Origin of the sequence: Citrobacter sp. BIDMC107 (genome assembly GCF_001037575.1) — a bacterium.
GTDB classification, from domain to species: Bacteria; Pseudomonadota; Gammaproteobacteria; order Enterobacterales; family Enterobacteriaceae; genus Citrobacter; species Citrobacter freundii.
In genome coordinates, this window is the sequence record NZ_KQ089848.1 from 2,258,308 (window position 1) to 2,280,345 (window position 22,038).

At 52.3% G+C, this 22,038-nt stretch carries 17 protein-coding genes; 8 read left to right on the forward strand and 9 right to left on the reverse strand.

The features are described from left to right. The first annotated feature begins 55 nt into the window (after positions 1-55). From SK39_RS10460 to gldA, 4 genes are all read left to right on the forward strand, one after another. The gene (locus SK39_RS10460) at positions 56-1,789 is read left to right on the forward strand and encodes a phosphoethanolamine transferase CptA (protein ID WP_048216979.1); all 1,734 of its coding nucleotides are present in this window, start codon (positions 56-58) and stop codon (positions 1,787-1,789) included. Positions 1,790-1,940: 151 nt separating this feature from the next. Further along, positions 1,941-2,789, forward strand: coding sequence for an AraC family transcriptional regulator (locus tag SK39_RS10465; RefSeq protein ID WP_044701855.1), 849 nt, complete (start codon positions 1,941-1,943; stop codon positions 2,787-2,789). Between the two features lie 247 nt (positions 2,790-3,036). Then, entirely contained in the window at positions 3,037-3,699 is a 663-nt protein-coding gene (gene fsa, locus SK39_RS10470) for a fructose-6-phosphate aldolase (protein ID WP_048216980.1), read from the forward strand. A 12-nt stretch (positions 3,700-3,711) separates the two neighbouring features. Further along, positions 3,712-4,815: a bifunctional L-1,2-propanediol dehydrogenase/glycerol dehydrogenase gene (gene gldA, locus SK39_RS10475; RefSeq protein WP_048216981.1), complete on the forward strand. Its 1,104-nt coding sequence runs from the start codon at positions 3,712-3,714 to the stop codon at positions 4,813-4,815. An 86-nt stretch (positions 4,816-4,901) separates the two neighbouring features. On the opposite strand, the gene katG is transcribed toward gldA, so the two are convergent. From katG to SK39_RS10490, 3 genes are all read right to left on the reverse strand, one after another. After that, positions 4,902-7,082: a catalase/peroxidase HPI gene (katG, locus tag SK39_RS10480; RefSeq protein WP_048216982.1), complete on the reverse strand. Its 2,181-nt coding sequence runs from the start codon at positions 7,080-7,082 to the stop codon at positions 4,902-4,904. Between the two features lie 166 nt (positions 7,083-7,248). Continuing rightward, a complete protein-coding gene (metF, locus tag SK39_RS10485; RefSeq protein WP_003028830.1) occupies positions 7,249-8,136 on the reverse strand; it encodes a methylenetetrahydrofolate reductase in 888 nt (295 codons plus the stop codon). A 157-nt stretch (positions 8,137-8,293) separates the two neighbouring features. Next, positions 8,294-9,202, reverse strand: coding sequence for a LysR family transcriptional regulator (locus SK39_RS10490; protein ID WP_048216983.1), 909 nt, complete (start codon positions 9,200-9,202; stop codon positions 8,294-8,296). 89 nt (positions 9,203-9,291) lie between these two features. Between SK39_RS10490 and SK39_RS10495 the strand changes: the two genes are divergently transcribed. Continuing rightward, positions 9,292-9,669, forward strand: a complete 378-nt coding sequence (locus SK39_RS10495) for a carboxymuconolactone decarboxylase family protein (RefSeq protein WP_003028825.1) — start codon at positions 9,292-9,294, stop codon at positions 9,667-9,669. Positions 9,670-9,707: 38 nt separating this feature from the next. On the opposite strand, the gene SK39_RS10500 is transcribed toward SK39_RS10495, so the two are convergent. Beyond that, on the reverse strand, positions 9,708-11,264 hold the full coding sequence (locus SK39_RS10500; RefSeq protein ID WP_048216984.1) for a bifunctional metallophosphatase/5'-nucleotidase: 1,557 nt from the start codon (positions 11,262-11,264) through the stop codon (positions 9,708-9,710). A gap of 133 nt (positions 11,265-11,397) precedes the next feature. Here SK39_RS10500 and SK39_RS10505 point away from each other — a divergent pair, with 133 nt between their 5' ends. Next, positions 11,398-12,573, forward strand: a complete 1,176-nt coding sequence (locus SK39_RS10505; RefSeq protein WP_048216985.1) for a hypothetical protein — start codon at positions 11,398-11,400, stop codon at positions 12,571-12,573. A 35-nt stretch (positions 12,574-12,608) separates the two neighbouring features. On the opposite strand, the gene metL is transcribed toward SK39_RS10505, so the two are convergent. Together metL and metB are read right to left on the reverse strand one after the other, a co-directional pair. Next, entirely contained in the window at positions 12,609-15,041 is a 2,433-nt protein-coding gene (gene metL, locus SK39_RS10510; protein WP_003028820.1) for a bifunctional aspartate kinase/homoserine dehydrogenase II, read from the reverse strand. Positions 15,042-15,043: 2 nt separating this feature from the next. Next, a complete protein-coding gene (metB, locus tag SK39_RS10515) occupies positions 15,044-16,204 on the reverse strand; it encodes a cystathionine gamma-synthase (RefSeq protein WP_048216986.1) in 1,161 nt (386 codons plus the stop codon). Between the two features lie 264 nt (positions 16,205-16,468). On the opposite strand from metB, the gene metJ reads away from it, so the two are divergent. After that, positions 16,469-16,786, forward strand: coding sequence for a met regulon transcriptional regulator MetJ (gene metJ / locus SK39_RS10520; protein ID WP_003028816.1), 318 nt, complete (start codon positions 16,469-16,471; stop codon positions 16,784-16,786). 52 nt (positions 16,787-16,838) lie between these two features. Here metJ and SK39_RS10525 read toward each other — a convergent pair whose 3' ends face one another. The 3 genes from SK39_RS10525 to rpmE all read right to left on the reverse strand — a co-directional run bounded on the left by SK39_RS10525 (position 16,839) and on the right by rpmE (position 19,574). After that, positions 16,839-18,263, reverse strand: a complete 1,425-nt coding sequence (locus SK39_RS10525) for an MFS transporter (RefSeq protein WP_048216987.1) — start codon at positions 18,261-18,263, stop codon at positions 16,839-16,841. Positions 18,264-18,341: 78 nt separating this feature from the next. Beyond that, complete coding sequence (locus tag SK39_RS10530; protein WP_003028811.1) at positions 18,342-19,022, reverse strand: oligogalacturonate-specific porin KdgM family protein; 681 nt, start codon at positions 19,020-19,022, stop codon at positions 18,342-18,344. Positions 19,023-19,361: 339 nt separating this feature from the next. Further along, on the reverse strand, positions 19,362-19,574 hold the full coding sequence (gene rpmE, locus SK39_RS10535) for a 50S ribosomal protein L31 (RefSeq protein ID WP_003028810.1): 213 nt from the start codon (positions 19,572-19,574) through the stop codon (positions 19,362-19,364). A gap of 204 nt (positions 19,575-19,778) precedes the next feature. On the opposite strand from rpmE, the gene priA reads away from it, so the two are divergent. Continuing rightward, entirely contained in the window at positions 19,779-21,977 is a 2,199-nt protein-coding gene (priA, locus tag SK39_RS10540; RefSeq protein ID WP_048216988.1) for a primosomal protein N', read from the forward strand. Positions 21,978-22,038 lie beyond the last annotated feature (61 nt).

The following is a 22,038-nucleotide window of genomic DNA, read 5'->3' on the forward strand; positions in this document are numbered from 1 at the left end:
CCTCTTAATGTTTAGTCGCTACTCTTGGCGCTACGATTAAAGACAGGCTCACATTATGCAATCCTTACAACTCCAGTCTAAACCCGCCTTTAGCTGGAAAGCCCTGGGTTGGGCGCTCCTCTATTTTTGGTTTTTTTCCTCATTACTGCAGGCCGTTATCTATTTTAGCGGCTATAGCGGATCTACCGGCCTACGCGACTCCCTGCTGTTCAGCTCGCTGTGGTTGATCCCGGTATTCTTATTTCCAAACCGTATCCGCATTATTGCTGCCGTCATTGGCGTAATTCTATGGGCGGCCTCGCTGGCAGCTCTGAGCTATTACGTCATTTACGGGCAAGAGTTCTCGCAAAGCGTTCTGTACGTAATGTTTGAAACCAATGCGAACGAAGCCAGCGAGTACCTGAGTCAATACTTCAGCCTGAAGATCGTCTTAATTGCGCTGGCATATACAGCAATGGCAATTCTGCTATGGACACGTCTGCGTCCGGTACATATTCCATCACCCTGGCGCTATCTGGTGTCGTTTGCACTGTTATACGGATTGATTCTGCATCCGATGACAGTGAACACATTTATCAAACATAAGCCGTTTGAAAAAACGTTGGATGGCCTTGCTTCACGTATGGAGCCCGCCGCGCCGTGGCAATTCATCTCCGGGTATTATCAGTATCGTCAGCAGTTGACCTCGCTCAATAGCCTGCTGAATGAGAACAATGCCCTGCCGCCGCTGGCCAACTTTAAAGACAGTTCAGGTGACGCACCGCGTACGCTGGTACTGGTGATTGGTGAGTCAACGCAACGTGGCCGCATGAGCCTGTATGGCTATCCGCGTGAAACGACGCCAGAACTGGATGCGCTGCATAAATCCGATCCTAACTTCACCGTATTCAATAATGTCGTGACTTCCCGTCCGTACACCATTGAAATCCTGCAGCAGGCGCTGACCTTCGCTAACGAGAAGAACCCGGATCTGTATCTGACTCAGCCGTCCCTGATGAACATGATGAAACAGGCGGGTTATAAAACCTTCTGGATCACTAATCAGCAGACGATGACCGCCCGCAACACCATGCTGACGGTGTTCTCTAAGCAGACGGATAAACAGTTCTATATGAACCAGCAGCGTACGCAAAGTGCGCGCGAATATGACAGCAACGTGCTGGCGCCATTTAAAGAAGTACTGGCCGACCCGGCACCGAAAAAGTTCATCATCGTGCATCTGCTGGGTACGCATATTAAGTACAAATTCCGCTATCCGGATGGCCAGGGTAAGTTTGACAATAATATCGACCATGTTCCCGCAGGTCTGAGTAACGATGAGTTGGAAGCCTACAACGATTACGACAGCGCGAATGTTTACAACGATCATATTATTGCCAGCCTGATCAAAGACTATAAAGCGACCGATCCGAACGGCTTCCTGCTGTACTTCTCCGATCATGGCGAAGAGGTTTACGATACGCCACCGCACAAAACGCAGGGTCGTAATGAAGACAACCCAACGCGCCATATGTACACGGTGCCGTTCCTGTTGTGGACTTCGGAAAAATGGCAGGCCGCGCACCCGCGTGACTTCTCACAGGATGTGAATCGTAAATACAGCAGCTCAGAGCTTATCCACACATGGTCTGACTTAGCGGGCTTCACCTACGATGGCTTCGATCCAACTCGCGCCATTACCAATCCGCAGTTCAAAGAGACAACCCGCTGGATTGGCAATCCGTACAAGAAAAATGCCCTGATAGATTACGATTCCCTGCCTTACGGCGATCAAATCGGTAATCAATAACCGTCTGCCGGATGCGCTACGCTTATCCGGCCTACAGCTCGCAAAGACTTGTAGGCCGGATATGGCATTAGCCGCCATCCGGCAATAATCACTTGAGGGCGATTGTTTTCAACGTTACTGTTTCCCTGTCTGCTGCCTGCAAGGGATTAACATGTATCACGACGTCAGCCATCTTCTCTCCCGCCTGATTAACGGCCCCACGCCGCTGCGGCAGATTTATTTCGCCAGCACCAATAGCACAACGCCGGAACTGGCGTATCAGGTCGATTTTCCCCGGCTGGAAATTGTGCTGGAAGGTGAATTTGCGGATTCTGGCATCGATAAGGTGCTTACCCCCGGCGATGTCTTGTTTGTTCCGGCTGGCGGCTGGAATATTCCGCAGTGGGCCACACCGGTCACGACACTCAGCATTCTGTTCGGCAAACAGCAACTGGGTTTCAGCGTCGTCCAATGGGACGGCAAGCAATATCAAAACCTTACCCACCAGAACGTCGCTCGGCGTGGGCCGCGTATTGGCTCTTTTCTGCTGCAAACGCTCCATGAGATGCAAATGCAGCCGCAGGAGCAGCAAACGGCCAGGCTAATCGTTGCGAGCTTGCTGAGCCACTGTCGCGATCTGCTCGGCAGCCAGATCCAAACCGCATCACGTAGTCAGGCGCTTTTCGACGCCATTCGCGGCTATATTGACGAACGCTACGCTTCACCGCTCACCCGTGAATCCGTCGCACAGGCGTTTTACATTTCACCCAATTACCTCTCCCACCTGTTTCAAAAAACGGGCGCTATCGGTTTTAACGAATACCTGAACCACACGCGACTGGAACACGCAAAAACGCTGTTAAAGGGTTACGAGCTGAAGATCAAAGACGTGGCGCACACCTGTGGGTTTATTGACAGCAACTACTTCTGCCGCCTGTTTCGCAAGAATACTGAACGTTCGCCGTCAGAGTATCGTCGGCAGTATCACAGCCAGTTGACGGAGAAAAAAACTGACCAGTAATAATCGCATACTGGGACAGAAAACGGAGACAAAGGTAATATTTACTGGATTTTTGTATTATCAAAAAACATATACCATCACATATCACTTACATGTGAGGTATCTCTCACTTTTATAGACATATTACATTTATCCAGCTTTTGACAGATTTGTCAGATAGCACCGCGTGACGAAACACTCTTATTCTGTGCATAGCAAAGCAACCCGGCAACGGGCAGCTAACGGAAAACGTAGAGGGTGTTTTTGTATGGAACTTTATCTTGATACCGCCAACGTCGCGGAAGTCGAACGTCTGGCCCGCATCTTCCCTATCGCGGGCGTCACCACCAACCCAAGCATTGTGGCAGCAAGCACAGAATCCATCTGGGATGTGCTGCCACGCCTGCAGAACGCCATTGGCAAAGAGGGCATTCTGTTTGCCCAGACCATGAGCCGGGATGCGCAGGGCATGGTGGAAGAAGCTAAACGCCTGAGCAATGCGGTGCCCGGTCTGGTAGTGAAAATCCCGGTGACATCCGAAGGTCTGGCCGCGATCAAGATGCTGAAAAAAGAGGGTATCACCACGCTGGGAACCGCCGTTTACAGTGCTTCTCAGGGGCTACTGGCTGCGCTGGCAGGAGCGAAATATATCGCGCCTTACGTTAACCGTATCGACGCGCAGGGCGGCGACGGAATTCGCACGGTACAGGAACTGCAAACGTTACTGGAACTGCATACACCGAACAGCATGGTGTTGGCGGCCAGCTTTAAAACTCCGCGCCAGGCGCTGGATTGCTTGCTGGCAGGATGTGAAGCAATCACCCTGCCATTAGACGTAGCGCAACAAATGCTCAATACCCCTGCGGTAGAGTCAGCGATAGAGAAGTTTGAGCAGGACTGGAACAACGCATTTGGTCACATCAACCTGTGAGGGAAATAAAGTATGGATCGCATTATTCAATCACCTGGTAAGTACATCCAGGGTGCTGATGTTATTACCCGTCTTGGCAGCTACCTCAAACCACTGGCAGAGCGCTGGCTGGTCGTTGGGGACAAGTTTGTCTTAGGCTTTGCCCAACCTGCGCTGGAAAAAAGCTTCCATGACGCCGGATTGGCGCTGGAAATTGCACCATTTGGCGGCGAATGTTCGCAAAACGAAATCGACCGCCTGCGTGGCGTGGCAGAAAAAGCGCAATGCGGGGCCGTGCTCGGTATCGGCGGCGGTAAAACGCTGGATACCGCCAAAGCGCTGGCGCACTTTATGGGTGTACCGGTCGCCATTGCGCCAACCATCGCCTCCACCGATGCACCGTGTAGCGCACTGTCCGTCATTTACACTGATGCCGGTGAATTTGACCGCTATCTGCTGCTGCCGAACAACCCGGACAGGGTCATTGTTGATACCAAAATTGTCGCGGGCGCACCGGCGCGTCTGCTGGCAGCAGGTATCGGCGATGCGCTGGCAACCTGGTTTGAAGCACGCGCCTGCTCACGCAGCGGCGCAACAACCATGGCGGGTGGTCAATGCACTCAGGCCGCACTGGCGCTGGCGGAGCTGTGCTTCAATACGCTGATCGAAGAAGGTGAAAAAGCGATGCTGGCTGCAGAGCAGCACGTGGTTACACCAGCACTGGAGCGCATTATTGAAGCCAACACCTATCTGAGTGGCGTCGGTTTTGAAAGCGGTGGTCTGGCAGCGGCTCACGCCATTCATAACGGTCTGACCGCAATCCCGGATGCACATCATTATTACCACGGCGAGAAAGTGGCTTTCGGTACGCTGACGCAGTTGGTGCTGGAAAACGCGCCAGTCGATGAAATAGAAACCGTTGCCGCGCTGTGCCATTCCGTTGGCTTGCCGATTACCCTGGCGCAACTGGATATCAAACAGGATATTCAGGCGAAAATGCGCATTGTGGCTGAGGCAGCCTGTGCCGAAGGCGAAACCATCCACAACATGCCTGGCGGCGCAACGCCGGACCAGGTGTATGCCGCCCTGCTTGTGGCTGACCAGTACGGTCAACGTTACCTGCAAGAGTGGGAATAACCTGCAAATAGAAAATCCCCGCAAATGCGGGGATTTTTTTATTCCTACCATGCCGGATCCGCGCAAGCGGCATCCGGCATCGTCTGTTACAGCAGATCGAAACGATCCAGGTTCATCACTTTCACCCATGCGGCCACGAAATCTCTCACGAACTTCTCGTGGGCATCGCTGCAGGCATAAACTTCAGCCACTGCGCGCAATACAGAGTTAGAACCAAATACCAGATCGGCGCGGGTTGCGGTGTATTTTACTTCGCCGCTCAGACGGTCACGACCTTCAAAAAGCTCTTGTGACTCATCAACCGCCTTCCACTCATGGCGCATATCCAGCAGATTGACGAAGAAGTCAGTGCTGAGTACGCCTGGACGATCGGTAAAGACACCGTGCTGGCTACCATCAAAGTTGGTGCCCAGTACGCGCATACCGCCCACCAGCACGGTCATTTCCGGTGCGGTTAGCGTCAGCTGCTGTGCTTTATCGATCAGCAGCGACTCGGTGGTCGATACGTCAGGACGGGCGCGGTAGTTACGGAAGCCATCGGCGATCGGCTCAAGCAGTTCAAACATCTCAATATCCGTTTGATCCTGGCGCGCATCCACGCGGCCCGGCGCAAAAGGTACCTTAATGCTGACGCCCGCAGCACTTGCCGCCTGCTCGATACCAACAACCCCGGCCAGCACGATAATATCGGCCAACGAGGCGGTATGGGCAGACTTATAAATCCCTTCCAGCACAGGCAGAACGCGTGCTGCGGTGGCATTCACATCCCAGCTGCGCTGTGGATCCAGCGCCAGACGCGCACCGTTAGCGCCGCCACGTTTATCCCCACCGCGGAAAGTCGATGCCGACGCCCATGCTACTGATACCAGTTCGCCCACGGACAGCCCGGAAGCGGCAATGGTCGCTTTCAGTTTCAGGATATCTTCTTCGCTTGGGTTGAAGAACGCATGTGGCAGCGGGTCTTGCCAAATCAAATCTTCTTTTGGCACTTCCGGTCCGATGTAACGCGCTTTTGGCCCCATATCACGGTGCGTCAGTTTAAACCACGCACGAGCAAACGCTTCGTTGAACGCCTGCGGATCGTTCAGGAAACGGCGGGAGATTTTCTCGAACTCAGGATCGAAACGCAGCGTCAGGTCGGTAACCAGCATCGTCGGCTTACGTTTTTTCGATGGATCAAACGGATCAGGAATAATTTCTGGCGCGTCAACCGCTTCAAACTGAATAGCGCCTGCCGGACTGCGGGTTTGTACCCACTCGTATTTGAACAGGTTCTCGAAGAAATAGTTGCTCCATTGGGTTGGCGTCTGCGTCCAGACCACTTCCAGACCGGATGTAATGGCATCCGCGCCCGCGCCGCTGCCGTAGCTGCTCGCCCAGCCCAGGCCTTGTGCTTCAATCGGTGCGGATTCAGGATCGGCGCCTACGTGCGAAGCCGGTGCAGCTCCGTGGGTTTTGCCCAACGTATGACCACCGCCAATCAGCGCCACGGTTTCTTCGTCGTTCATACCCATATTACCGAAGGTCGCGCGAATAGCTGCTGCCGCTGAAAGCGGTTCGCCGCTATGGTCCGGCCCTTCCGGGTTCACATAGATAAGGCCCATTTCGGTTGCGCCCAACGGCGCTTTGGCCAGTTCTTCCGGGTGACGGTGAGTCAGCCAGGCTTTTTCATCACCCCAGTTTACGTCGAGATCCGGTTCCCAGACATCTTCACGACCAGCACCAAAGCCGAAGGTGCGGAAGCCTGAGTTTTCCAGCGCCACGTTACCCGCGAGGATAAACAGGTCGGCCCAGGAAATTTTCTGGCCATATTTCTGCTTGATTGGCCACAGCAGACGACGCGCTTTATCAAGGCTTACGTTGTCCGGCCAGGAGTTCAGTGGTGCAAAACGCTGCTGTCCGCGACCCGCGCCACCGCGTCCATCGATGGAGCGATAGGTCCCTGCACCGTGCCATGCCATGCGGATAAACAATCCAGCATAGGTTCCCCAGTCAGCGGGCCACCACGGTTGAGATTCGGACAGAAGGGCTCTGAGATCCCCTTTCAGGGCAGAGTAGTCGAGTTTGCTAAACTCTTTGCGGTAGTCGAAGTCCTCACCCAGCGGGTTAGAACGGTTGGAATGTTGGTTTAAAAGATCAACGCGCAGTTGATTTGGCCACCAGTCGCGGTTGTTCGTTCCTGCTCCCGCGCTCTGGTCGTGACCGCCCTGATGAAAAGGACACTTACCGGCAGTTGATGTGTTCTGGCTATCGTCGGACATGCTCATCTATATGCTCCCTTTACAGTGTTCTGACTACGATATACACCACCAGTGATAAGATATAGTCGAAATAACCCACAGATTCGATAGCTAATTCCTTTTATATTTTACGTTACAGAGATGTAGATCAAAATGATCAACAAAAAGCCCTCCGTAGAGGGCTGGGATCTGTTTAGTTCGGTCTTACACCCAGTGTGTGACAAATAGCGTAGCTCATCTCGGCACGATTAAGGGTATAGAAGTGAAAATCCTTCACCCCTTCGCGGCTGAGAATCTTCACCATGTCCATGGCGATATTAGCGCCCACCAGCTTGCGGGTTTCCGCGTCATCATCCAGACCATCAAACATGGTCGACATCCACGCCGGAATGCGGACGTTGGTCATGTCGGCAAATTTTTTCGCCTGCTTAAAGTTGGAGACTGGCAGGATACCCGGAATAATTTCCACATCGATACCCGCAGACACGCAGCGATCGCGAAAACGCAGATAGCTTTCTACATCGAAGAAAAACTGGGTGATCGCCCGGTTCGCACCGGCATCAACCTTACGCTTCAGGTTCAGCAAATCAGCCTGAGCGCTCTTCGCTTCCGGGTGCACTTCCGGGTAAGCCGCAACGGAGATATCAAAGTCTGCAACGTCTTTCAGTAGCGTCACCAGGTCAGAAGCATACATATCCGGTTTACCGCTTCCCGGCGGCAAATCACCGCGCAGGGCAACAATATGACGAATACCGTTGTTCCAGTAGTCCTGAGCAATGGTACGCAGCTCATCACGGGTCGCATCAATACAGGTCAGGTGCGGCGCTGCTTCAAGACCCGTGCGATCCTTAATGCCTTTAATAATGCTGTGCGTACGGTCGCGCTCACCAGAGTTTGCACCGTAAGTGACTGAAACAAACTTCGGCTTCAGGCTGCTCAGGCGATCGATGGAGTTCCACAGGGTTTGCTCCATTTCACTGGTGCGCGGCGGGAAAAACTCAAATGAAACGTTAATCTGACCGGCAACTTCTGCCAGGCTCTGATTCAGGGCTTCCCGCTGGTTGGCGTGAAAAAAGCTCATACCTTACCTCATCAATCTTTTGTCGTTATATGTTGTGTTGTGAACTGCTATACGTTTAGACGTCTAGATGTAAAAATGACGGAAAAGCATGCTGGCGTCAACACAAAAATCATCGCTAAAGGTGAGGAATACTCAGTCAACGTGAAAAAAATTCACATCAGTCTGAATTGATGAGGGATTGCGCCATGACCGTCTGCAGCCACTCTAATTTCTTTACGTTTTCAGGCAGCATCAGCAGCCCCGTGCTAATACGCAATTCGGTATCGGTAAGCGGCAGGAATATCACCCCCCGACGTTGGATAGCGGAAAAAGAGGCCGGAAGCAGACTCAGACCTTCACCCTGCGCGATCCGCGCCAACAACACATCATGTTCCAGCGGTTCTTCAATACAGGCAGGAGAGTAACCAGCATGACTAAAAATATGTCGGGTGTAATCAAAAAAGGCAGGGTTACGTTCACGTTTGAACCAGAACAGCGGTCGGTGGCTCAGCGACTTTAATGAGAGTGACGACAGCGCCGCCTCTGGCCAGAGCGCGGGTAAGGCGACGATCATCGATTCTTGCCAGCCGAGCGGCGTGACGCTAAGCCCCGAAGTCTCAAGCGGTAACGCCACCAGCGCGGCATCCAGCTTTCCACGACGCACCATACGCGCGAGTTCAGGCGAACCATGACGGACAATATGTCGCTTCTGCGCATGCGTAGTCAGCTGTGACTCAAGCGCAGCAAAAACGCCCTGTTCAAACGCCGTGCTTAACCCTAAGCGCAGAGATGGCTCCCCGACTTGCGTTAATTGACTCAACGCAGCGTAGGTTTTGTCCTGAAGATCAAGCAGCGGGCGTACCATTTCAAGTACGCGCTGGCCGTCCTCCGTCAGCGTTAATCCACGGGTATGACGGACAAACAGCGTGACCCCCAGGCGATCTTCAAGCTGGCGAATGTGGCGGCTCAACGGTGGTTGCGACATAAACAAGCGCTGCGCAGCCCGGCTCATATTGTTCTCTTCCGCTACTACGGAAAAGTAGCGCAGTAGACGAATATCCAGAGAGTGTAATGGCGATGTTGTCATACCGAAAAGGTATCACGGAAACGGTATTATCCAAATCATTCTACGCCCCCTATTCTCTCGCCATACGCCACACCTACGAGGGAAAAATCATGGAATCAGAACGTTTTATTACCGGCCAGAAAATGCTGCAACAGGTAGATGGTAAAGGGGGAGAGGCCGTCGTTGAGAGCCTGAAGGATATCGCGCCGGATTTTGCCCGCTACCTGCTGGAATTTCCGTTTGGCGACATCTATGCACGTCCAGGTCTGGACCTGCGCAGCCGGGAAATTGCCACTGTCGCCGCTTTAACGGCAATGGGCAATGCCGCCCCGCAGTTGAAAGTGCATATTGGCGCGGCATTACACGTTGGTTTAACGCAGGATGAGATCGTTGAAGTGATTATGCAGATGGCCGTATATGCCGGCTTCCCTGCCGCACTCAATGGTTTGTTCGCCGCGAAAGAGGTGTTTGCCTCTCACAGAGGCTAAAACAACAGGCCAGCGGATTGTCTGCTGGCCTGAGCTCACTATGGTTTCACATCTGCCACACGCATGCCTTTAAGCTGCTCATCCGTCAGCGTATTTCCCGCCTTGAAATAGTCAACGACAGCATTAGAGACATAGTAACCTCCGGAGGTATTTCGCGTTTTTCCTTCGGTAAATGCCGTAAAGCCATCACCGCCGTCTGCCAGGAAGCTATTGGTGGCAATGTGATAAACCGTGGCATCCTCAATCGGTTTACCGTTTAACGTTAGTACGGTGACGCGCTGACCGACTGGTTTACTGCTGTCATACTTCATCTCCAGTCCTTTGGACACCTGCAATACACCGTTGCTTAAACCCGCGCCGTGCTCCATCAGGCTACGCAACTGTTTACCGGTGAGATCCATTGTTGCCAGCTCGTTGGGGAACGGGAAGGTGCTAATGACTGCACCCATCGTGATAGCACCTGCTGGGATTTCATTACGGATACCGCCCGAATTAGTGAGCGCTAATTGAGTATCTTTACCTGCCGCCACCAGCAACGCATCTGCCGCCAGATTGCCCAACGAAGAAGATTCACCGTAAGCACGCGTCAGCTCAACCGGAGAGTTTGCAACCGTCTGTTGTACCACCTTATCAAGCTTTTTATTCCAGCCATCAATGACCTGTTTCGTCTGCGGGTCTGGCTGCCACTCATCAGCATAAATGGTCTTCAGCTCGAAGTTCTTCACGGTAAATTGATGCGGTTTCTGCTGATAATCCAGCACCAGTTTACCCACATCAATACCGCCGCTGTCGGTAGAAAGAATCAGAGTGTTACCGACTTTAATCGGCTCCGGCGTGCCCACATGCGCATGGCCGGTAATCAGGATATCCAGCCCCTTTACCTGACCTGCGGTCTGGATGTCTTTATCCAATGCACGGCGCACATCTGTACTTCCCTGACTAGACTGACGCGCTGGCGTACCTTCATGGATCAGCGCCACAGTGAGATCGACTTTACCTTTAAGCTCATCGATATAGCGTTGCAACCACTTCACTTCATCCCGCGCTTCAATACCGACACGTGTCGCAGCAGAAACCGTATCATCAAAAGCAAACACGCCGTGCAGGCCAATCACACCAATCTTCACGCCATCTTTTTCAATAATGGTGTAAGGCTTATCCCAGAACATTTTGCTGCTGTTCTGATAAAAGATATTACCCTGCACGATGGGGAATTTCGCCTGACTCAGTTGTAGTAGCGTGTTATCCCAACCGTGATCGAATTCATGATTACCCATGGTGACAGCATCAAAATTCATGGTGTTCATGATATCGATAATCGCCTTACCCTTGGTCAGGCTGCTGATATACGGCCCGGTAAAATAATCACCGGCATCAAAAAACCAGGTGGCGCTATTTTTCGTTTTTTCCTGCTTCACCATCGTCGTGATATTAGCCCAACCACCAATATCACGCGTGCCATTAGCAATCCATGGGACTTTATAAGGTTCAACGTGGGCGTGAAGATCGTTGGTATAGATAATCGTGACATCTTTGGCACTCGCCCAAAGCGGCAACGATACCAGAACACCAACAGCAAGCATTTTTAACTTCATAATCAATCCCTTTCAGTCATATAAAGAATCGCTACGTTACGTTCTGAAAGGTTTTTTTATGTGAGAAAACTCACATCCACTGGTGATAGTCGCGGGTCAAAATCAACGACCATTAAAAATCGTTGGTAATACGATGACGTCACTGTTCACCATCAATTGCTGTAAGTCCTTCGGCTGTAAAAATCTGGGGCTGGCGAGCTCACCAGATTACAGCTGGCCCGAGTATCGGTTGGGTTATGCTGCGCTGCATTGCCGGGCATGCGGCAGCTATCCCCCGCTGTTTAATGAGGAACAGTTTGGTGGGTGGTTGTCAGCATATTTAACGGATTTTGCCGCCCAAAGCGGTCATTTTTGCCCACTATGTTATCAGCGGGAAACCATCCTCTATGGGCATAATCCTCAGGGCAGCCAACGCGTTCAGTGCCGGAGCTGCAAACATGTCTGGACACCAAAGCAGCAGCCGCTCACCACCATTGTTCCACCAGAACAAATAGCGACGGTTCCCTTAATCGTCCCTTTTCAGGGAGCCTGCACCGACCAGAAACTTTATGTATTACTCAGTTTTGACGCTATTCGCGGCAATATTTTGCATATTTCCAGTAATTTCACGCCCCATCTCGTAGGGGATACATTACGATACCGCTGGCGTAACAACGTTGAACCCGCGGTCATTCATGACGATATCGTTGAACGAGTAAGACAGAGGGAAACCCTGTTTTTACGCCGCAGCCAGTTTGATGAAATCCAGTACGGCAGTGCCATGCTCAAACGAAATGCCAATGGCGCAGTTTTACGCCCGGTCATTACCGCGCACGGACATTTCCGCATACTGAGCCATCTCTGGCCTGAGGTAAAAACGCACATTATTGCCCACGAATGTTTTCTGCGCGGCGCGGCGATTACCGCATGGGCGCAGCAATATCGCGATCATCACGCTTCGCTTTGGTTTATTGATGAAGAGATCAATAGCGATAAGTGCACACTGCCCTGGCGATTACTGGGTAAAACCTGGCAGGGGTGGTGGCGAAACCAGTGGCAAATTTGGCAACAAGGCGACACACGCAAAATGGTGTGTCTGTTAACGGAGGGTCAGGTTGAAAAAGGGGCGTCAATCACACTGGCGGCAGGCCACCATTTTCTCGTCTGGTTACAGCAGCAGGCGGAGTTTCGGGATAGCGCCCGTTACTCGGCTCATTCGGTGTTTCAGACGATAAGGACGCTGGCGGAGCAATACAACACCCTGATCACCCAGCGCGATTTGCCCGGTGGCGCTGCCGCTTACCGGGCCTACGGTTCATGCCATATGTAAGCCGGATAAGCGTAAGCGCTATCCGGCAACACAAACTACAGCAACTGCGCTAAACGGTTGATGTCAGACTGAATCGCCCCAGCGGTGACGTCACGGCCCGCGCCCGGTCCACGTATCACCAGCGGGTTATCGCGATACCAGCGGCTCTCTATGGCGAATACGTTATCGCACGGCAACAGCGCCGCCAGCGGGTGTTCAGGGCGAACCGCTTCAACACCAACGCGAGCTTTGCCGTTAGCATCAAAACGCGCCACATAGCGCAGCACCAGCCCCATTTCACGCGCCGCTTCCAGACGCTGCACCATCTGCTCGTTCAGCTCATCGCCATTCTCAAAGAAATGGTCAATAGAGCCTTCTTCACAATGCGCAGGCACCAGCGATTCCACGCGAACCTGGTCCGGTTCGATGTCGTAACCCGCTTCACGCGCCAGAATCACCAGCTTACGCATCACATCTTTGCCGGAAAGATCTACGCGCGGATCGGGTTCAGTCAGACCCTGTTGCCATGCCTGATCCACCAGATCGGTGAATGGGACCGTGCCATCAAATTGCAGGAACAACCACGACAACGTGCCGGAGAAGATCCCGCTGATCGACAAAATAGTATCGCCACTATCAATCAGATCGCGCACGGTATGGTTGATCGGCAAACCTGCACCCACGGTGGCGTTATATAACCAGTGGCGACCCGTTTTTTCGAAAGCGTCATGAATCTGGCGGTAATTATTACTGCTGCTCGCCCCGGCCAGTTTGTTGGCGCTGATGACGTGGAAACCATGGCTGGCAAAATCCAGATACTGATCCGCCAGTTGCTCGCTCGCGGTCACATCCAGCACCACTAAATCATCATACGGGTGAGCACGCATCCACAGGAATAGAGACTCTTCATCCTGCTCTACCGCCTCGTCATCAAAGAAAGCTAACGCGCGGCTGGCATCCAGCCCTTCGTAATTCAGCAGGCTACGACGGCTATCAACCACACCCGCCAGCACAAACTCTAATCCGGTACGCGCCGAGAGCGTGCTCTGCTCGCGAGCGAACAGCTCCAGCCAGCGCGACCCAATGTTACCTTTGCCGAACAACACCAGACCAATGCGTTTTTCAGCACGGAAGATTGACTGATGCAGACCCTGAATCAGGCTCTCCGTTGGCCCAGTACGCAGTACCGCGACCAGGCTGATGCCCTCTTCCGACTGCCAGGTGAATTCAACCGGCTGACCTTTCAACTGTTGCCAGAAACGGTGGCAGTGCAGCGGATTACGGGTGACGCCCGCCCCGACCATCGCCACCAGCGCCAGCCCCTGGCGCAGACGCAGCTCGCCTGGCAGGCCAGCTTCATCCAGAATTTTCAGCGCGCTGTCAGCGACTTCGGAGGTGTAGCAAAATTGCAATAGCTGGCGGTCAGGATGCACGCCCACTGCCAGCGGACGCACCTGGCTACGTTTTAAAACCTGGTCAATCTCTTTATAAGCCAGCTTAAAATCCTGGCCAGTCGGAACCAGAAACTCGATCAGGCAGACGTCATCATGACTGGTCACAATACGCGCCCCGGTACCGGAGGCCAGTACTCGCTCAATACGCGTTGAACCCTGCTCTGGGGTATAGCTACAACGCAACTGGAGATCGATATCGCTACCGGAAACCGGCTGTAAGGTACGGGCATGGAGAACCGGTGCCGCCAGACGCGCCAGCTCGCTGGCTTCATCCAGACGCAGCAGCGGCAGCAAACAGGCGTCTTTTACTTTACGCGGATCCGCGCTGTAAACCCCAGCGACATCGCTCCAGATAGTTACTCGGGAAACGCCCGCCAGCGCACCAACCTGCGTCGCCGAGTAGTCAGAACCGTTACGCCCCAGTAGCACTGTTTCACCGGCATTGCTGCGGCTAATAAAGCCGGTAACCACCAGGCGTTTACCCGGATGCTGCGCCAACAGTTGCTGCAGTAATGGGTAAGAAAGACCTTCATCTACCTGCGGCTGGGCACCGCGTTCAGCACGTAAAAAATCGCGCGCATCCAGCCAGGCCGACTCCAGCCCCTGTTGATTAAGGACGGCAGACATCAAACGCGCGGACCATACCTCACCATGCCCAACAACCTCAGCATAGACGGCATCGTTCACGCCGCTGTCGAGTAACCCGGCCAGGCGTTCCAGATCGTGAATAAACGCGCCAATCAGTCCATCCGCCACCTCGGGAGGTAACAAACCGCTGATAAGCTCACTTTGATAGCGACGTAACGCCTGTTGAACCTGATGCGCAGAAAGGCGATCGGTCTGGCTTAATTTCAGCCAGCTAATCAACTGGTTAGTGGTACTGCCTGCGGCTGAAACAACCATCATGTCATCAGGCTGCGAGTAATCCGCCATAATGCCTGCGACACGCAGATAACATTTCACGTCTGCCAGACTACTACCACCAAATTTGTGCAGTTGACGACCCTTCGCCCCTGCCTGCGCAATCACACTCATGTTTACCCCTTGTTTGCAGCCCGGAAGCCATTTTCCAGGTCGGCAATTAAATCTTCGCCATCTTCAATACCGGTGGAGATACGCAGCAGCGTTTCGGAAATTCCGGCAGCAGCACGCGCTTCTGGTGCCATGCCCGCGTGTGTCATAGTTGCGGCGTGGGAGATCAGACTTTCAACGCCCCCTAACGATTCCGCCAGCGTAAACAATGACAACCCGCCGAGGAAACGGCGCAGCGTTTGCTCATCGCCATCCAGTTCAAAACTTAACATCGCGCCAAAGCCTTTTTGCTGACGCGCAGCAATCTCATGGCCCTGATTATCCGGCAATGACGGGTGATACAATTTTTTCACCAGCGGCTGAGTTTGCAGATAATCGACTATCGCCTGAGCATTACGTTGCGCCACCTCCATACGAGGAGACAAAGTACGCAGGCCGCGCAACAGCAGATAACTATCAAACGCGCCGCCGGTCACACCAATATTATTCGCCCACCATGCCAGTTCAGTGACCGTTTCCGGATCTTTGGCTATAACCACACCAGCCACCACGTCTGAGTGACCGTTTAAATATTTCGTGCATGAATGCAACACCAGATCGGCGCCTAATGCCAGTGGATTTTGCAGTGCCGGGCTTAAAAAAGTGTTGTCCACCACGCTGACCGCGCCAGCGTCGCGCGCCAGCCGGCAGATTTTCGCAATATCCACCACGCGCAGCAGCGGGTTGCTTGGGCTTTCTACCAGCACCAGCTTCGGTTTTTCTGCCAGCGCCGCCTGCAACGCCTGTTCATCGCCTTGATCGACAAACAGTACGCGATAACAGCCACGTTTTGCCAGACTGTCAAACAGTCGGTAGCTCCCGCCGTAGCAGTCGTGCGGTGCAACCAGCAGATCGCCAGGCTTAAGGAAGACAGTGGTCACCAAATGAATCGCCGACATGCCAGTATTGGTCAGTACAGCACCTGCACCACCTTCCAGTTCCGCCAGCGCACGCTGAACGACATCACGCGTTGGGTTGCCGCGACGCGAATAGTCATGAACACGGGGTTCATTAAATCCGGTAAAGTTATAGGTGCTGGAGAGGTGAATCGGCGGGACAACGCAACCGTACTGTTCGTCGTCATTTAACCCGCTACGCACTGCGATGGTGGCCTGTTTACGCGTCATATTGAGAAGATCCTGGCTGAGTCGGTGAAAAGTCAGGCACCAGAGTAATCATTGTTACTATAGCCGTCAATACATCTGGACATCTAAACTTCTTTGCGTATAGATTGAGCAAACTGGAAATAGCCGTTAAAATTATATGCATTAGCGTACATCTGCGTCGGCTACTTCGTGTCAGGGCCGCGCCACTACGATAAACTACGCACAATTATGGTCCGGGCTCAGGTTCTGGCCTCAATATTAATGACAAAGAGGATTAGGTATCTCATGGCTGAATGGAGCGGCGAATATATCAGCCCATACGCTGAGCACGGTAAGAAGAGTGAGCAAGTCAAAAAAATTACGGTTTCCATTCCTCTGAAGGTGTTAAAAATCCTTACCGATGAACGCACGCGTCGTCAGGTGAACAACCTGCGCCACGCCACCAACAGCGAACTGCTGTGTGAAGCGTTTCTGCATGCTTTTACCGGGCAACCATTACCCAACGATGAAGACCTGCGTAAAGAACGCAGTGATGAAATCCCGGAAGAAGCAAAGGTAATCATGCGTGAACTGGGTATCAACCCGGAAACGTGGGAATACTGATTGTTAGAACAGATGAGAAAAGGCGGGATTGCTCCCGCCGCTTCTCGCTATGTTACTTACTGATACCATTAAGTTTATTCAATGTTTCTTCCATTTTGAGCGTCTCTTTACGGTTCAATGGATAGAAATAAATCAGAATAACCGCGGCCAAAAACAGGCATAACGCCGGTAAAAGATTCGCCATCGTATAGATGTTTTCCTGCACAATGCTGGTTTGCACAGCGCCACCTGTTGACGATGATTGATAACCAATGATGGCCAACATAAAGCCGCCAATGGCTCCTGCACACGCCTGACCAACCTTGCGGGCAAAGAAGTTCACACCATAGACGGTACCATCCTCGCGATCGCCGGTGACATACTGGTGATAATCACACACATCGGTCATAAACGCCCAAATCATCAGGTTGAATAGTCCAGCCCCCAACGTCGCCAGGAACAGGAAAACCAAATAGACTTTCGCGTCGGTAATGTGGATGAAGTACATAATCAAATACATCGCTACTGCAAAGAGTAGCGCGCCGACGCTGGCCTCTTTTTTACCAAACCGCTTTGTGAGCCAGGATGCCGATGGTGCCAGCAAAACCAGGGAACCAAAGGTAAACAGCAACGCGACTGACATCGCCTCTTTATTGTGGAAATAGTCATTAAACAGGTAAGTCATATTGGTACCGGACAATCCCTGATTAATCACAATCAGCAAATCCACAACCACTAAAACAATCAGCGCCTTATTGCGTACCAGTCCCTTCAGCAACACCGAAACGGGCATGCTCTCTTTTCTCTCCACGCGCACGCGTTCGGTCGTTAACTGACAGGTCAAGGATAAAAAGATAAAGCCCAGCACTGCGCAACCAATGGAAATCCAGAAGAAGTGTTGCCCGGAAATCACCTGGCTTCCGTCCACCAGGGTGGTGTACATCAGGATCGGAATGAAAAAGCCGGTTGCCCCACCGCCGATAGCTGACCCAACGCTGCGCCAGGTTGACAGCGAGACACGATCATCCGGATTCGAGCTAATCGCCGCAGACATAGCACCGTACGGAATACTCACGGTCGATAACAGCGAACCGTAAATGAAATAGGAGCAACAGATGTAGATAATTTTCGCCGTATAAGAAAAATCATTCACAAACGGCAGGAACAGGACAACTGCAATGATGCAAAATGGATACTTCATGCGACGCACCCACGGGTTAAAACGTCCATGTACCGTCAATTTAGAGGTATCGCATAAGCGCCCTACACCAACATCAACGAACGCATCAAAGAGTTTGGTCACAAAATAGAGTGAGCCAACAATAACGCCGGAAATACCGAGGACGTTAGTGTAATAAATCATTAGAAAACTATTAACCAAGCCAAGAATAAAACAGGTTCCGAGGTCACCACATAAATAACCAATTTTATCTCGAATTCCGAAAGGTCTGACGGCAGTGGGTTCATTATTTCCGATAATAGTTCCATCATTAGACATGATGTCAACTCCTTAGACATATTATTCACACAAACTATGCTTATCGATGTAATCAGTCGATATGAAAGCTATTACCGGTTAGAAGTTATAACCAAGACCGACACGATAACGGGTCTGACGATCGTCTGTCGTTGTTGTGTTATAACCCGAGGAAACGTTACCAACCTCAACAAATGGAACCCAGGAGCCTAGTTTATACGCCACGCGGAAGTTATATTCATAATCATCTTTCCGGTTGTTATATAAATCTTCGCTATCGGCAATTTTATAAATACCATTTAACTCAAACATCCAGTCATTGACGTTATAACCAAGCCAGGCTTCCGGACGATAGACCATGCGGTCATCTTTGCCGTCAGTGTTTCTGCGCATGTACTCCTGACGATAGCGGAACGCGGTCCACCAGCTGTCGTTAATGTTGTACTGCACGCGGATATAAGGTTTATAAATCGTGATGTTATCGCCCGTTTCGATCGCAATACCTGGCTGCCAGATAAGATCCCGCCAGGTAAACTGGTAGCTTGCAGTATACTCGTTGCCATTACTTTCCATATTATTCCACGCATCATTAGATTGCGTATCTTCGGAACGTGAAATGGCTTCGACTGCGACACCAAAACCAGTCGCAAAACGGTGAGACATATAAACACGATCGTAATTACGCCCATCGTCATAATATTCATGCCGGTAATCAACATAACCCGCTTGTGCGGCCGCAGAGAATAATGGAATCAGTAATAACGCAGATTTAAATTTCATGACAATCCCTCTTCACACTCAACAACGGAAATTCCCCATCTCGTCCCGTCCATTAATGGGAAACGATGAAGGATTAAGAATAATTTTATATTTCCACGAAAGTGTATTTTAGAAAGAAAGCAGAAACCTTTGGTATTTTGCCAACAATTGGCATGAGTGGCAGAAATCAGAAGATAAAAATGACGCAGATCACTACTAGAAACATTTTACCCAAAAAATAAAAACACTGTTTCATTTATTAAACAAAAAACATCATTCAACACATCAATATAAATTTTAGTCTTCAAGCGCAGATACAAAAAAAGCGCCATAAGGCGCTTTTTTTCTGACAGCTGAAACTTACTTGCTGCCTGGGATGCTGAAACGCTTGTTGAAGCGATCAACACGGCCACCGGTAGCAACATCACGCTGCTTGCCAGTATAGAACGGGTGGCACTTGCTGCACACGTCGAGGTTCAGATCGTGACCGACAGTAGAGCGGATTTTAATGACGTTACCGCAAGAGCAGTTTGCAGTAATTTCTTCGTATTTCGGGTGAATATCTTTTTTCATGGGAAAACCTCGGTTTAAGGCCGCGTCGCTCTTCCAGCCCTAACGCCAGACACCACGCGATGTTAATAGTATAGGTCAGTGATACAAATTTGTATCAAAGGCGGCGAATCATACAGAAATTAACCTGCTCATGCAAACTGATCCGCATTCTACCCTCCACTAATGTGTATACTAACCCGCCAGATTTCAAGTCAGGATGATTCAATGCCCGTTGCGCACGTTGCCTTACCTGTTCCGCTACCTCGCACCTTTGACTACCTCCTGCCGGAAGGCTTGAGCGCCAAAGCCGGGTGTCGTGTACGCGTGCCTTTTGGCAAGCAGCAGGAGCGCGTGGGTATCGTCCTGTCCGTCAGCGAGCACAGTGAACTACCGCGGAGCGAATTGAAAGCCGTTCTCGAAGTGCTGGACAGCGAACCGGTCTACTCAACCTCTGTCTGGCGTCTGCTGTTGTGGGCGGCGGATTATTATCATCATCCTATCGGTGACGTACTGTTTCACGCTCTGCCAATTTTACTGCGCCAGGGACGTCCGGCGACAAACGCGCCCATGTGGTACTGGTTTGCCACTGAAGAAGGCCAGGTTATTGACCTCAACAGCCTGAAGCGTTCTCCCAAGCAGCAACAGGCGCTGGCTGCGCTACGCCAGGGAAAAATCTGGCGCGACCAGGTGGCTGAACTGGAATTTAATGACGCCGCATTACAGGCACTGCGGAAAAAAGGGCTGTGCTCCCTGGCGAGCGAAACGCCAGGCTTTAGCGACTGGCGTACGCACTACGCGGTTTCCGGTGAGCGTCTGCGGCTGAATACCGAACAGGCCACCGCCGTCGGGGCGATCCACAGCACATCAGACAGTTTTAGCGCCTGGCTATTAGCGGGCGTGACGGGATCGGGTAAAACAGAGGTCTATTTAAGCGTACTGGAAAATGTGCTCGCCCAGGGCAAACAGGCGCTGGTAATGGTGCCGGAGATTGGCCTGACGCCGCAAACTATTGCCCGTTTTCGCGAACGCTTCAATGCGCCGGTCGAAGTCCTGCACTCGGGTTTAAATGACAGTGAACGTCTTTCGGCATGGCTGAAGGCGAAAAATGGTGAAGCGGCAATTGTTATCGGCACGCGCTCGTCGCTGTTTACGCCGTTTAAAAATCTGGGCGTGATTGTCATCGACGAAGAGCACGACAGCTCTTATAAACAGCAGGAAGGCTGGCGTTATCATGCGCGCGACCTCGCGGTTTATCGCGCCCATAGCGAACAAATTCCCATCATTCTCGGCTCAGCCACCCCTGCGCTGGAAACGCTGTGCAACGTGCGGCAGAAAAAATACCGCATGTTGCGCCTGACGCGCCGTGCCGGGAATGCACGCCCAGCCACTCAGCACGTGCTGGATCTCAAGGGTCAGCAGGTACAGGCCGGGCTCGCCCCTGCGCTTATCGCCCGTATGCGTCAGCATCTGCAAGCGGATAACCAGGTGATCCTGTTTTTAAACCGCCGGGGTTTTGCGCCTGCCCTGCTGTGCCACGACTGTGGCTGGATTGCTGAATGCCCGCGCTGCGATCACTACTACACGCTGCATCAGGCGCAACACCATCTGCGCTGCCATCATTGCGACAGTCAGCGTCCGATACCGCGTCAATGCCCTTCCTGCGGCTCAACGCACATGGTTCCGGTAGGACTCGGCACCGAACAGCTTGAGCAGGCTCTGGCGCCTTTTTTCCCCGGCGTGCCAATCTCACGCATCGATCGCGACACTACCAGCCGCAAAGGGTCGCTGGAGCAACATCTGGCAGAAGTGCATCGCGGCGGCGCGCGAATCCTGATCGGCACGCAAATGCTGGCGAAAGGCCACCATTTCCCGGACGTCACCCTGGTGGCGCTGCTGGACGTTGACGGCGCGCTGTTCTCCGCAGATTTCCGGTCGGCAGAACGCTTCGCCCAGCTCTACACGCAGGTTTCCGGGCGTGCCGGTCGCGCCGGGAAGCAGGGCGAAGTGGTACTGCAAACGCACCACCCTGAACATCCGCTGCTGCAAACCTTGCTGTATAAAGGGTATGACGCCTTTGCCGAGCAGGCGCTGGCAGAGCGACAAACGCTCCAGCTTCCCCCATGGACCAGCCATGTGATCGTGCGGGCAGAAGATCACAACAACCAGCATGCGCCGATGTTCTTACAGCAGTTACGAAATCTGATTCAGGCCAGTCCGCTGGCCGATGAAAAACTGTGGGTGTTAGGCCCAGTTCCCGCCCTGGCGCCCAAACGTGGCGGTCGCTATCGCTGGCAAATTTTGTTGCAGCACCCGTCGCGAATTCGCCTGCAGCATATCGTCAGCGGAACGCTGGCGCTGATTAATACGTTACCCGATGCACGTAAGGTTAAATGGGTGCTGGATGTCGATCCCATCGAGGGATAATCCCTCACGATGCGAGGCGGATCGTAAAATTAAATATCCATCACACTTTTTATGAAAATTC